Consider the following 12,912-nt stretch of genomic DNA (forward strand, 5'->3'; position numbering starts at 1 on the left):
TCAGGCAAACTTCTTCACTTTTTTATGAAATTCTTCATTTTTTTACGGCCTGTTTTCGATATTCCTTCGGTGAACAGCCGACCATCTTCTTAAACACACGGCTGACGTAATTAGGATCTGTATATCCTGCCTGAAAAGTAATTTCTTTTAAGCTAAGCGTACTGTCTTTGAGGAGCTTTTTGATTTTATCCAGCCGGCAGGCTGTCACATACTCTTTAAATGTCAGACCCGTCTCGTCTTTAAATCGTTTTGTGAAATAGGTTGGACTTAAATCAACATAAGCGGCCGTTTGCTCAAGTGTGATTTGTTCACAATAATGCGTTTTGATGTAACGTTTTGCCCGCTCGATGTCATTGATGGTCTGTGTTCTCGCTTCATACACGTCAAATAGGTGTTCACAGCACTGGCGGCATTCAGCAGCGGTGCTGATTGTCAATATCGATAGGTCTGTACGGAGGCGTGATTTGAAGAGAATCAGCAGTTCTTTTACCTGCGAAATCGCCGCCCCCTCTAATTCAAAGGCATCAAATAAAGCCAGCGCATCCTCTCTTCTCCCTTCCTCGAGCGCCTGCATCATGCTGTCTGCAAGCTCCGGCAGATGAATCAATGGGCGGGGCTTCACTTCTGTTTGGTAAAAGCCATAACGAACAACGCCGCCACTCTTTTTTCGCTGATAATAGGAAAGCTTCGCCTCTGCTGCACTTTTCTGAAGATGAAGCGGGTTTGAGACTGGATGCCCTATGCCAACGACAGGTGAAGGCTGACCGTTTGTCATGGCAGCTCGAATGGCTTGCAGCACCTCTGCCTTTAGCTGACCTGGTCCCTGCTGACTATAAATGAGACATGTAAACAGTTCTCCCCCCATCTGAATCGGCACCGTATGAAATCGTGCAGATTTCTGTAAATCGATCAACAGCTGATCTCCTTCTGTCCGTTGCACAGCAATGATAAGACCTGCTTCATATTCGGAAAATAGTTGTTGAAACTCCATTTCGGTATAAGATTGACCGTTCATGACATGCGCTTCAAGCCACTTTGACTGCTGATCGGCCGCTGCCTCCTGCCGTAGAGACGCCTCCTGCTGAATCTCTGCTGCTACAAATCGAATGGCTGCGATGGTTTCATCCTTGTCAGCTGGTTTGACGAGGTATTGTTTCACCCCTTCCTGCATCGCTTGCTTGGCGTAATCGAATGTATCGTAGGCTGTCAGCATAATGAATTTTGTATGAGGACTGCTTGCTTTGATCTGTTTGATCGCTGTCAGTCCATCCATGCCAGGCATCTGAATATCCATGAGCACAAGATGAATGGGCTCAGACCGCACGAATTCAACCGCCTTCTTTCCATTTTCCGCTTCTCCTGCTATATGACACTCTGGAAGCCATTCGGTTAAGAACTTCCGCATCGCTAGCCGTTCTATTTTTTCATCATCGACAATCAGCACGTTCAGCATGCCGGTCCCTCCTTTATCGGAATAGCCAATTGTATGGTGGTGCCTTCGTTTGGCTTTGAATCAATTTGAAGGGCATCTTGCACCCCGTAAAACAAGCGCAGTCTTGACATTACATTTCGAAGACCGATTCCTGTCGAGTGGCCTTTACTCAGTATGTTCGGATCTTCCTCTTCTTTTTCTGACAGCAATCTTCTTTTCTCCTGTTCATTGATGCCCATTCCATTGTCCTGAATCTGAATCATCACATAGCCGCCTTCTTGATAGATCGAGAGCTCAACAAGTCCCTCTTCCTCCTTTGGTTCAACGCCATGAATGAAGGCATTTTCGACAAGCGGCTGTAAGGTAAGACTTGGGATATGCACAGATAAACATGATTCATCGATGGAGGTTTTGCACGTAATACGATCGGCAAATCTCGTTTCTTGTATATGAAAATATTCTTTCACCACTTTCACTTCTTGTTCCAATGTAACGGATGTACTTAGAGCAGACAGCGAATACCGCATCAGCGTGGAAACGGATTGAATCAACCTCGATGTGGCTTCTGCTGATTCTAAGTAAGCCATCCGTGAAACGATGTTTAATGTGTTAAATAAAAAATGCGGGTTCATTTGGTTTTGCAGCGTTTTTAGCTTCATGTCTTTGATTTTTTGATCTAATGCTGCCTTTTGTTTGATCTCTTCAATCATCATTTTCATCTCTTGCCGCATTCGCTGAAAGGCTTCATTTAAAACAGAGATTTCATCCTTTGTGGTAACATGCAAATTCGCTCCATCAAAATTTCCTTCTGATACTTCTTTTACACTTCGGGACAGATGAACGATGGGTCTTGAGATCCCGCCAGCAATCATATACGCCATCCATAAGGCGACCCCGATTGATAACGTAAACAGGCATAAGGTAAAGAGCGCATAGGTTTGATGCCTTTTTTGAAGAGATTGATAGAGTATCTGATACTCAGATAATTCATCATCAAGCAGGGTCATCGTCTGCTCTTGTATATAGGAGGAGACGGTTCTCACTTCCTTCACACTTGCAGCATATTCTTCGATTTTCCCTGCTTTCACATGTGTCATGGTCGCATCACTTTCATTGATGAGCGTCCGCATCATATATTGATATTTTTCAATAGAAGGAATTGCCGCATGAAGACCGGCATCCTTTCGCAGCGCTTGATCGTATGATTTCATTTTCTGTTTTGACGTAAGATATTCTTTGGCAAACTTCCGATCCTTTTCAATGGCATAGGCATTGACCTTTTCATACATCGTTTTCGCCTCTGTTGATATATCATTGAGCAAGAGAAAAGAACGGAAGCTCCGGCTATATTCTGATGTGATTTTTGAACTGCTCCAGTAGACAAAAAAAGCGGCTACGTTGCCAAGAAGCACAAGGATTAAAAATGCTAATAACAGCTTACTTCGAATCTTTCTCATGGCTGCATCCCCTGCTTTCTGTCTGTTTGCTGAAGAGGCAGATCCCCGCGCCGGATCACACTCGTTCCCGTGTACTGGAGCGGTTCTTCTTTTTCACCTTTCTGCAAACGAACAAGCGATTCAACCGCTTGATAGCCCATTTCATAAGGATGCTGCACGACGACGGCATCAATTGTCCCATCATCAAGCGCCTGAATCGTATCAGGCAATGTGTCAAATGCAAGCACATAAAAATCAGTGGATGATCGATACTGTGCAATTGCTTGGATGATGCCTGCACCATCTAATGCACTTGTGCCATAAAATGAGGTGAGCTTTGCATGATCGTTTAATAGTTTATAAGCGGCACCTGAGGCACCTGACTTCGTAATGGCTGATTCTTCTATTCCAGCAATATGAATGCGTTTTTCAGCAGAGACGGCATCTCGAAAGCCCTTGACGCGCAGCTTTTGATGAATGGCATCCAGCCTGCCTGTGACAATTCCTACATACTGTTCACCTTTTGTATCTGCGATGAGTGCCTGTCCTGCGATAAAACCTGAATAATAATTGTCCGTCCCTACATACACTTGACGCTTGCTCCCCTCTGCATCCGTATCGACGGTGACGACATCAATGCCTTTTTCCCTCGCCTTCTGAAAAAGCGGTTTGTATTTCTTAGCATCAAGTCCCTGCGTCATAATGCCATCAACATGCCCAGCGATCGCCATATCAATGGTTTTCAGATGATCGTCTACATCCGCCTGTTTTGGGCCCAAATATTCTAGATATACGTGATGAACGTCTGCCGCATCCGCAGCTCCCTTTTGTACAAGCTGCCAATATTCGTTATCAAGTTCCTCCGGTACAAGAACAAAATGGTATTGATACGTTGACGCCGTTTCATCGGAAGCGCTTTCAATTTTAAATAAATCTTGACCTAATAACGTTAAGAAGATGACAGATACCACACAAAATGTGAGAAATGCGCTCATTCCGATCCACTTAGATAATTTCACCGTGTCCTCCTCCTTCCCACTATTTCCGCATAAAAAAAAGAGCTGCTTATAAGCATACTCTCTCGACCTCTATAATTCCTTTGTCATAAATAAACTGTTTGGATCTTCTTGATATGTACCAAAAGGCGGACAATACTGAAATCCAGCGCTCTCATATAGTTTTCTTGCTGGTTCAAAGAAAGCCATTGCCCCTGTCTCTAAGCTGACACGTGTATACCCGCGCCGTTTTGCCTCTTGGAGAAGATGATTCAGCATATACCTCGCTACACCTTTTCGCATATGGAGGGCTGCGGTTCTCATCGATTTGATTTCCCCATGTTTACTTGACAGTTCCTTTAACGCTCCGCAGCCAAGAAGCTCCTCTCCATCCCGCACACTCCACACGGTGACATCCTGTTTTTTTAAATCAGTTAATGGAAGGGCATGAATGCTTTCTGGCGGCGAATGCTCCTTCATCTCTTCTATATGTGCGGTGATCAGCTGGTCAATTCGTCCATCTGTAAGTTCATCTTGTAGAATATACATTTTCAATCACTCCTTCACGAACATTGTACGTGAAGAGTTGAAATTTCATCTGCTGTTATGTCAGATAAACGAACAAACAACCGGCATCAACGAGCCAGTTGTTTGTTCGTTTGACAAGTATTTATGAAGAAAGAACTGCTTGTAATTCCTCTGCTGTACTGCTTTCAAGCTGACTTCCGACACCGACAGCCACCGCGCCTGCTTTGAGCCACTTTGGAACATCAGCTGGATGAATGCCGCCCGTAGGAATAAATTCAATCTCTGGAAATGGACCTTGCAGGTTTTTCATATAGGATAAACCGAAGGAGCCGCTTGGAAATAGCTTGAGCAAGCAGTAGCCATCTGCTTTCGCCTGCATGATTTCACTTGGGGTGAGGACACCTGGTACATAGAGTGTGTCGTAAAATGAGAGATGTTCACCAATCATAGGAAGATATCCTGGACTAACGATAAACTGTGAGCCTGCCTCAATGGCTGATTGTGCCTGCTCCAGCGTCGTAATTGTTCCCGCTCCTACAATGATGTCCTGCTCCTCTTGGAAGGATGCGATGATGCGTTCAGCATTTGGCGTGGTATACGTCACTTCAATGGCACGGACTCCTTTTTTCTTTAAACGCTCAATCATTTCAATACCTTCTGCTTCACTATCCGCTCTCACCACTGCGATCAATTTACAAGACGCTAGCTGCTTTTTAACGCTCAAACTTGCTGACTTTCCCATATCTCTCATCCCCTTTCATGTACTCCCGCCTTTGATATCGCTTGGCTTCTTTCATAAAAGCCTGAAGCTCCTCCCGGGTAGGCAGTCCATCCTTATCGCCCGGTGACATCACTGCAAGTGCCCCAACCGCATTGCCTCTTGTCACAGATTTTTCATCTGATAAGCCGTCAAGCAAGCCGCTGATGACCCCCACTGCAAATCCATCACCAGCTCCAACTGTGTCTACGACATCCTGCACATAAAAGCCATTCACAATTCCCTGACCGGCTGCACTTTTATAAAAGGCGCCTTCTGCCCCTAGCTTAATGACCACTAGCTTGACACCTTTTTGCAAATAAACATCTGCAATCTCTTCTGGCTCTTGATAACCCGTGAGCCTTTGCCCTTCTGCAAGCCCTGGAAAAAACCAATCCACTTGCGAAGCGATATGATTCACCGTATGAATCATATCTTCCTCCTCTTCCCACAGCTGAAGCCGAAGATTTGGATCAAATGAAATGGTTTTGCCCGCTTCTTTCATTTCTTGAAGGACACGAAAAGAAAACGCTCTCATTCCACTGGATAGGGCAGGTGGAATACCAGTCATATGAAGATGGCCTGCCTGTTTGAAATAGGCGGCGGGAAAGTCGCTTGGACTCATTGTGCTCGCAGCAGAGCCTTTTCGATAATACGTGACGTCAGGATCTCCATCCATCACTTTTGATTTAAGTAAGATTCCCGTTTGAGACCCATCATTTGAACGGAGTACTGCACTTGTATCGACTCCCTCTTTTTGAAGCTCTTCTAAAATAAATGTGCCAAGTGAATCTGCTCCAACTTTGCTCATCCATCCCACATGAAAGCCCAGCCTCGCCAAGCCGACAGCCACGTTACTCTCTGCACCAGCAAGCGCCTTTTGGAATGTATGCACTTGATGAAGCTCTCCGGCTTCCTCTGCATAAAACATCGCCATTGATTCCCCAAATGTGACCGCATCCAATGCTTTCACTCATTTCTCCCCTTCCTCGGTACCGGTTTCAAATCAGTTGAAAAAGAGAGAGCATGCACGTATGTATACTCTTCTCTGCCTATCGTTTATAAAGATTTCCTCACAATGATTTCTCCATCAAGCTGAATGGTTTGGGGCGCACTTTCATCCCCTTCTAGCCGTGTCTTGATTTTTTGCATGGCTGCTTTCCCCATTTCATGAGATGGCTGGGCAACCGTTGTGATTCCAGGTCCAATCAGCTTATACCATTCTGTATCATCAAACCCTGCAATGCCTATCTCTTTAGGAATCTTCACCCCAAGCTCTACAAGTTCACTAATCAGCTTCAGCATGAGTAATCCATTACCGGCTAAAATCGCTTTTTTCTGTTCGTTTGATTGTAAAAAACGGACAATCTCTTCGCGCATTTGTTCCTTTTGCTTTAAATCAATCTCTGCAATGATCGGCTTCTTCTGTTTACTCAAAGCTGTCTGTTCATATGCTTCCTTTCGTTCTTCACGAGGGCTGATTCCATCGACAGGCTCAGTAAAGAAAGCGATATGATCATAGCCTTTCTCATACATTTGTTGAAGCAGCCGGATGGTGATATCACGGTTATTCGTGGTCACTGTGTCGACTTTCAGTTCAGGCAGCTTCCGGTCCACAAGAACAATCGGCACACCATTTTTCTGAAAATCCTCCAGAATGTCATTGTTCTGTCCTGTCGTATTGATGATGAGCCCTTCAATATAATGTGCATTCAGCTTTAGGAGCATTTCCCGTTCTTTTTCTGGACGATTATCTGTGTTGCACACCATAATGCTGTATCCATATTCATCACAAATCTCTTCGACCCCGCGAAGTGTTGCCACAGAGAATGGATTCGTAATGTCGGCTACAATAAACCCAATGACCTTGCTTTTTCTGACTTTCAATCCTTGAGCAAGCTGACTCGGACGATAATGGAGTTCCTCAATGGCTTTCTTGATTTTTTTTACCTTTTCTGAAGAAATTTCATTTGTTCTGCCATTGATATATCTGGATACAGTTGATTTTGAGACCCCTGCATAAGCTGCAACTTCATTAATGGTGACTTTCGTTTGCTTTTTCTCTTTCATTCAAAAAAACTCCCACAATTGATCTTCTCATTTGGTTCGAAACCGATTTCAAATAAACTTAAAAAAAGCATATCATAATTGAATGCATTTCAGAAGATTTTTTTGCATGATGATGGCAAAAATTTGTCTAACCAGAGAAAAAGAAAGCGATTTCAAATTAACGGTTGACGGCGCTCTCTTTTTCCTCTAGAATTTTCCTTGAAACCGATACCAAATAAATATCAATATTTGTTTCAGATGGAAAGGGAGGCTTATCCAAATGGAAAATCGTTATGCTGTACATCCTGAGCAGGTCAAACGTTTTACAACAGAGGAACTTCGTCGTCATTTTCATATTCCTACGCTGTTTGTCAGTGGTGAATTAAAGCTCTATTACTCGCATGAGGACCGCGTGGTGATTGGCGGAGCCATGCCGGCAGCAGAGCCGATCACACTAGATGCCGGAGACTTTTTACGGACGGAGTATTTTCTTGAAAGACGAGAAATCGGGATTGTAAATGTCGGCGGACAAGGAACGGTCACTGTTGATGGTGAGGCCTTTGTGCTGGAGCATAAAGATTTCTTATATATTGGTCTTGGTCACGAAGATGTACAGTTCGCTAGTTCATCAGGCGAGCAGGCCAAGTTCTATTTAGTATCAGCCACGGCTCACAGGGCGTATCCTACGCAAAAAGCAGCCATCGCAGAATTAACACCAAACCACTTAGGGGAAGCAGCTGCTTCCAACGTTCGAAACCTGTATCAAGTCATCCATGCAGACGGCATCCAAAGCTGTCAGCTCATGATGGGCATCACTCAGCTTGAAACCAATAACACATGGAACACGATGCCCGCTCACATTCATGATCGCCGGATGGAAGTGTACTTATATCTTGATATCGAAGAGGATGCACGGGTCTTTCATTTTATGGGGGAGCCATCTGAAACAAGACATCTTGTTGTGGGAAATGAGGAAGCAGTCATTTCACCTGCCTGGTCCATTCATTCAGGCTCAGGTACAGCGAATTACTCATTTATTTGGGCAATGGCGGGAGAAAACTATACATTCAAAGATATGGACTTTGTTCCAATGGATCAGCTGAGGTAACGAAAGTGATGACAACTTCATATGCAGCGTCCCTCTTTTCCCTTGAAGGAAAAACAGCCCTTGTGACAGGCCCTGGAACCGGTATTGGGCAAGGCATTGCCGTGGCGCTTGCCAAATCAGGAGCAGATATCATCGGCACATATCACCATACACCGCTTGAAGAAACAAAGGCACTTGTCGAACAGGCAGGCCGATCATTTCATGCGGTTCAGGTTGACTTTTCTAACCCTCAGTCTGCAAAGCAGGCTGTCGACGCCATATTAAAGAAGCATACGATTGATATTTTAATCAATAATGCTGGAACGATCAAAAGAGAGCAGGCGGCTCACTATTCAGAGGAAGATTGGCATACGGTCATGGATGTGAATATCAACAGTCTCTTTTTCCTCACACAAAAGATTGGACAGCAGATGCTGAAAAATGGGCAAGGGAAAATCGTCAATATCGCCTCCCTTCTATCGTTTCAAGGCGGCGTCTTTGTCCCTGCTTATACAGCAAGTAAGCATGCTGTCGCAGGGCTGACGAAAGCTTTTGCCAACGAATGGGCGAGCCAGCATATTCAAGTGAATGCGATTGCGCCTGGGTATATTGCGACCAATAACACACAAGCCATTCGTGACGACGAAAATCGAAATGAAGAGATTCTGAAACGAATTCCAGCCGGGCGCTGGGGAAAACCTGAGGATCTAGCCGGTGCGGCTGTTTTCCTTAGCTCACCAGCTTCTGATTATATGAACGGCCACATTTTAGCTGTTGATGGCGGCTGGCTTGCAAGATAAATATACGAGAGAATTCCTATTAGGGGATTCTCTTTTTTCTATTTGCATAATTCTCCACCTTCCGAGTCACTCTATAAAAAACATGTGATGAGGGTGAGGTATTATGAAAAGTCGTATTGAACAAGATATAGCGTCCGTCATTAAGCGTGTCAAAAGCTTTGCCGGAAGAAGTGATGATATCGTGTTCCACTCTTTTTCATTTGGTCCTTCCACTATTTCTGCATGTCTCGTGTACGTTGAAGGACTCACAGAATTTGAGATGCTTTCTAAGCAAATCATTTCACCTATGCAAAAGGAACTCGACATCACCGAGGTTGGTTCTGCTACACTTTCCTCCCTTTCAAAAACGTTCTTTGGCATTCAAAGTGATGTGCTGGATGATATGAACCTTGCCATCGAGCAGTTATATAGCGGCAGGGCTATTTTATTTGTAGATGGAGCGGCTCAAGCGCTTGCGCTCCATACGAATCTTTTTCAATTTAGAGAAGTAGAAGAGCCGCAATCTGAAGTTCTTGTAAGAGGACCGCGGATCGGATTTATTGAGAATCTTGAAAAAAACACGGCTTTACTCCGTGAGCGGGCAAACGATCCTCACCTTGTGATTCAAAAGGTGAGTATAGGTACTCGAAATAAAAAATCCGCTGCTCTTGTGTATGTTCGTGATATTGCTGATCCTAAACTAGTAGAAGATGTGCTATCACGCATGACCGAAATCAAGATGGATGATATCCCTGAAACCGGCTATATTGAACAGCTGATTGAGGACAGTCACATCTCCATTTTTCCACAGATTCAAAACACAGAACGTCCTGACCGGGTGATAGCATCTGTGCTTGAAGGAAAAGTCTCCATTTTGCTCGATGGGACTCCTTTTGCCCTTATTTTACCTATGACACTTACAGCTTTAATGCAATCTCCGGAAGATTATTATCAGAGGTGGACAAGCGCGACTCTTTTGCGTTTACTTCGTTATATTGCCGTGCTCCTCACGATTTTTTTACCCGGGCTTTACATTGCACTTGTCTCTTATCATCCCGGTTTATTACCGACAAGAATGGCACTCACCATCGCAGGCAGCAGGCAGAATGTTCCCTTCCCTCCTGTTGTCGAAGCCATTCTCATGTCTTTTACGATAGAGCTGCTGCGTGAAGCTGGACTACGGCTTCCAAGAGCCATCGGACAGACAATTGGGCTCATTGGCGGCGTAATTATTGGTCAAGCAGCTGTCCAAGCCAATATCGTCAGTGCCTTAATGGTGATTATTGTGTCACTGACTGCATTGGCTGACTTCACGGCACCGTCATATGACTTTAGTTTTCCACTGCGTATTTTGCGGTTTATGGCGATATTTAGTTCAGCATTGTTTGGATTATACGGCTTAATCATGTGTTATTTATTTGTGCTTTGTCACTTGATGCAATTAAAGACCTTTGGTTTTGACTATTTCACACCAGTGTTGTCTTCACCGTTTTCAGATCTAAAGGATACGTACGTTCGTTTACCAATCGGGCTATTTAAATCCAGACCAAAAACAGCAAAAATAAAAAATCTCAAAAGACAAGGAGATTAAACGATGTACAGACCTGAAAGGCTATCATTGTTACAAGTCACCATCCTCTGCAGCTCTACAATGATAGGCGCTGGAATTTTAACCATTCCACGCAGTTCTGCCAATTCAGGATACCCTGATGGCTGGATCATTGTATTAATACAGGGAGTCATCTTTGCTTTCGTTGCTTTTTTGTTGGGGTGGATTGCCGAAAAGAATGCACCAGACACCATTTTTGAGTCAAATACAAAAGGAGCAGGGGCATTCTTCGGGACGATCTTTAATTTAATGCTGGTCGCCTATTTACTAGGCATTGTCGGCTTTGAGGCACGTGTTCTCGGCGAAGTGGTCCAGTTTTTCCTCCTGCAATCGACTCCCATGGCAGTGATTGTAATGATTTTTCTACTTGTGGCGATCTATCATTTGAAAAGCGGTATCTTTCCAGTTGTCAAAATGGTGACCTATATTTATCCAATCACCATGGTCATTTACATAGCGCTCATGCTGTTTTGTTTGAAAATATTTGATTTTGATTATTTGCGTCCTGTGATGGCGCATGGTTTTAAAGATTTTAGTAAACTGTTCTCTCAAACCTTTATTCAATTTACAGGCTTTGAAGTGATTTTGTTTGTCGTGCCACTCATTTATAAAGACAAATGGTCGAAGGCAAAATGGGCAGCTGCCATCGGCGTTGGCATTACGTCTCTCGTGTACTCCCTCACACTTTTTATTGTGATTGGCTCCATGACCGTGGGTGAAACGAAATCTCTCACCTGGCCGACGGTGTCCCTCATTCAAGCGCTTGAAATTGAAGGGGTGTTTATCGAACGATTTGATATTTTCTTACTGACGATCTGGACGTGTCAGCAGTTCATTTGTATGCTGGGATTTTTCCAGTTTGCGATTAAAGGCTGTTTCACCGTTTTTAAAACAACCAATTTAACGAGACTGTTATGGCTGCTATTTTTGATTACATCAGCCCTCTCACTTTTCCCTAAAAATATTAATGAAGTCTTTTACTATTCTACTTTACTCGGCTACGCATTGTTCGCGGTTTTAGCCATTCCTTTTATTACAGCTGCCCTGCTGATGATACGCAAAAAATGGGGAGGTCGTTCTGCATGAGAGGAAGACGTGTACTTTTATTCTTTTTATCCTGCTTTCTTTTCCTTCTATCAGCAGGCTGCTGGGACTTAAAGGATATTGAAAAACTATCGTTTGTACGCGGTGTTGGCATTGATGAACAAGATGAGAATGGAGTTAAGCTGACCTATCAAAACCTTGTACCGAAAACAGGCGGAACACAAGAAGCCGATTCTCCCGGCTATGTGAATGTCGTCTCGAAGGGAAAAAATGTGCTGGAGGCTGTCAGTAATGTCGCCTTGAAGGACCCGCCGATCTATAGTGATCACCTGAAAATCTTCTTGTTCGGCAAAACCCAGGCGGAGCATCACGATATTCAAGGAACACTCAATCATTTTATTCGAGATGATGAGGTTCGGCGCAGCAGCTATCTCCTCGTGTCACGAGGTGATGCGTCAAAAGTCATCAATCAAAAATTGAAATCACAGCAAAAGGTTCCGGTTGAACATATCTTCGAAACATCCAAAAACCGAAGCTTTAACGGGAAGATCGCACTGCCAACACGTATTGGCCGGGCATCTGATTATTTTCAGATGGGCATTAGCTTCCTTGTACAAAGTGTAGATGCGGTAGACGGTGAACTTATTTATGATGGGGCAGGTATCATTCACGGAAAAACAAGAAAGCTGATCGGTTTCATTTCTGCACAGGATGTACAATATTTAAACTGGGTGATGGACCGTATCTCAGGCGGCGTTGTACCTGCCACCTATAAAGGCTTTCCAATTACGTATGAAATTAAGAAAGCCAAAACCAAAATTGAACCCTACCTGAAAGACGGAAAGGTTTCATTTAACGTTAGTGTACAAACAAATGGAAAATTGTCAGAGGATCAATATCCCCCGGAAAACTCATACGATGAACAGTACATTAAACGATTTGAGAAGATTTTTTCTCATAAAATTAAAGAGCGCATACAAAAAACGGTCAGTCATATGCAACATGAAGTAGGTGTTGATCCTATTTTTTTTAGCCGGCAGTTTCGTATTAAGTATCCTGAATATTGGGATCAGCATCGAGATGAATGGGACAAACTATTTCAAGAAGCAGACATAACGTATGACATCAAAGTGAGCATCTTGAACTTTGGTGCAGAAGGTGCAACGAAAAGCTTCAAATGGTAATACAAAAAGGCG

Annotated in this window: 12 protein-coding genes; 5 read left to right on the top strand and 7 right to left on the bottom strand. The window is 43.8% G+C overall.

Features of this window, described 5'->3' with window-relative positions:
* Positions 1-34: 34 nt before the first annotated feature.
* The 7 genes from NSQ25_RS16505 to NSQ25_RS16535 all read right to left on the bottom strand — a co-directional run bounded on the left by NSQ25_RS16505 (position 35) and on the right by NSQ25_RS16535 (position 7,218).
* The gene (locus NSQ25_RS16505) at positions 35-1,453 is read right to left on the bottom strand and encodes a response regulator (protein WP_326135252.1); all 1,419 of its coding nucleotides are present in this window, start codon (positions 1,451-1,453) and stop codon (positions 35-37) included.
* Complete coding sequence (locus tag NSQ25_RS16510) at positions 1,447-2,889, bottom strand: sensor histidine kinase (protein ID WP_268412554.1); 1,443 nt, start codon at positions 2,887-2,889, stop codon at positions 1,447-1,449. Before NSQ25_RS16510 ends, NSQ25_RS16505 begins: the two co-directional genes overlap by 7 nt.
* A complete protein-coding gene (locus NSQ25_RS16515) occupies positions 2,886-3,887 on the bottom strand; it encodes a sugar-binding protein (RefSeq protein ID WP_034281148.1) in 1,002 nt (333 codons plus the stop codon). The genes NSQ25_RS16510 and NSQ25_RS16515 overlap by 4 nt, the downstream gene beginning before the upstream one ends.
* 69 nt (positions 3,888-3,956) lie before the next feature.
* The gene (locus tag NSQ25_RS16520; protein WP_120207835.1) at positions 3,957-4,412 is read right to left on the bottom strand and encodes a GNAT family N-acetyltransferase; all 456 of its coding nucleotides are present in this window, start codon (positions 4,410-4,412) and stop codon (positions 3,957-3,959) included.
* Positions 4,413-4,533: 121 nt separating this feature from the next.
* Complete coding sequence (locus NSQ25_RS16525) at positions 4,534-5,133, bottom strand: bifunctional 4-hydroxy-2-oxoglutarate aldolase/2-dehydro-3-deoxy-phosphogluconate aldolase (protein ID WP_041115555.1); 600 nt, start codon at positions 5,131-5,133, stop codon at positions 4,534-4,536.
* A complete protein-coding gene (locus NSQ25_RS16530) occupies positions 5,105-6,121 on the bottom strand; it encodes a sugar kinase (protein WP_211043573.1) in 1,017 nt (338 codons plus the stop codon). The genes NSQ25_RS16525 and NSQ25_RS16530 overlap by 29 nt, the downstream gene beginning before the upstream one ends.
* An 86-nt stretch (positions 6,122-6,207) precedes the next feature.
* Positions 6,208-7,218, bottom strand: a complete 1,011-nt coding sequence (locus tag NSQ25_RS16535) for a LacI family DNA-binding transcriptional regulator (protein WP_041115553.1) — start codon at positions 7,216-7,218, stop codon at positions 6,208-6,210.
* Positions 7,219-7,477: 259 nt separating this feature from the next.
* Here NSQ25_RS16535 and kduI point away from each other — a divergent pair, with 259 nt between their 5' ends.
* The 5 genes from kduI (at position 7,478) to NSQ25_RS16560 (ending at position 12,900) form a co-directional block, all read left to right on the top strand.
* Complete coding sequence (gene kduI / locus NSQ25_RS16540; RefSeq protein WP_046313033.1) at positions 7,478-8,305, top strand: 5-dehydro-4-deoxy-D-glucuronate isomerase; 828 nt, start codon at positions 7,478-7,480, stop codon at positions 8,303-8,305.
* An 8-nt stretch (positions 8,306-8,313) separates the two neighbouring features.
* Complete coding sequence (gene kduD / locus NSQ25_RS16545; protein WP_046313029.1) at positions 8,314-9,084, top strand: 2-dehydro-3-deoxy-D-gluconate 5-dehydrogenase KduD; 771 nt, start codon at positions 8,314-8,316, stop codon at positions 9,082-9,084.
* A gap of 103 nt (positions 9,085-9,187) precedes the next feature.
* A complete protein-coding gene (locus tag NSQ25_RS16550) occupies positions 9,188-10,654 on the top strand; it encodes a spore germination protein (protein ID WP_034281156.1) in 1,467 nt (488 codons plus the stop codon).
* 3 nt (positions 10,655-10,657) lie between these two features.
* The gene (locus NSQ25_RS16555) at positions 10,658-11,758 is read left to right on the top strand and encodes a GerAB/ArcD/ProY family transporter (RefSeq protein WP_326135251.1); all 1,101 of its coding nucleotides are present in this window, start codon (positions 10,658-10,660) and stop codon (positions 11,756-11,758) included.
* Positions 11,755-12,900 carry a Ger(x)C family spore germination protein gene (locus tag NSQ25_RS16560; RefSeq protein WP_326135250.1) on the top strand — a complete coding sequence of 382 codons (1,146 nt, stop codon included), beginning with the start codon at positions 11,755-11,757 and terminating at the stop codon, positions 12,898-12,900. Before NSQ25_RS16555 ends, NSQ25_RS16560 begins: the two co-directional genes overlap by 4 nt.
* Positions 12,901-12,912 lie beyond the last annotated feature (12 nt).

The sequence above is a fragment of the Bacillus sp. FSL R5-0512 genome (assembly GCF_038593295.1).
Taxonomy (GTDB): Bacteria; Bacillota; Bacilli; order Bacillales; family Bacillaceae; genus Bacillus; species Bacillus safensis.

Bases quoted from the DNA above. Each gene is read 5' to 3' on its own strand.
- NSQ25_RS16505 (WP_326135252.1), bottom strand. From the start codon at position 1,453: ATGCTGAACGTGCTGATTGTCGATGATGAAAAAATAGAACGGCTAGCG.
- NSQ25_RS16510 (WP_268412554.1), bottom strand. From the start codon at position 2,889: ATGAGAAAGATTCGAAGTAAGCTGTTATTAGCATTTTTAATCCTTGTG.
- NSQ25_RS16520 (WP_120207835.1), bottom strand. From the start codon at position 4,412: ATGTATATTCTACAAGATGAACTTACAGATGGACGAATTGACCAGCTG.
- NSQ25_RS16525 (WP_041115555.1), bottom strand. From the start codon at position 5,133: ATGGGAAAGTCAGCAAGTTTGAGCGTTAAAAAGCAGCTAGCGTCTTGT.
- NSQ25_RS16535 (WP_041115553.1), bottom strand. From the start codon at position 7,218: ATGAAAGAGAAAAAGCAAACGAAAGTCACCATTAATGAAGTTGCAGCT.
- kduI (WP_046313033.1), top strand. From the start codon at position 7,478: ATGGAAAATCGTTATGCTGTACATCCTGAGCAGGTCAAACGTTTTACA.
- kduD (WP_046313029.1), top strand. From the start codon at position 8,314: ATGACAACTTCATATGCAGCGTCCCTCTTTTCCCTTGAAGGAAAAACA.
- NSQ25_RS16550 (WP_034281156.1), top strand. From the start codon at position 9,188: ATGAAAAGTCGTATTGAACAAGATATAGCGTCCGTCATTAAGCGTGTC.
- NSQ25_RS16555 (WP_326135251.1), top strand. From the start codon at position 10,658: ATGTACAGACCTGAAAGGCTATCATTGTTACAAGTCACCATCCTCTGC.
- NSQ25_RS16560 (WP_326135250.1), top strand. From the start codon at position 11,755: ATGAGAGGAAGACGTGTACTTTTATTCTTTTTATCCTGCTTTCTTTTC.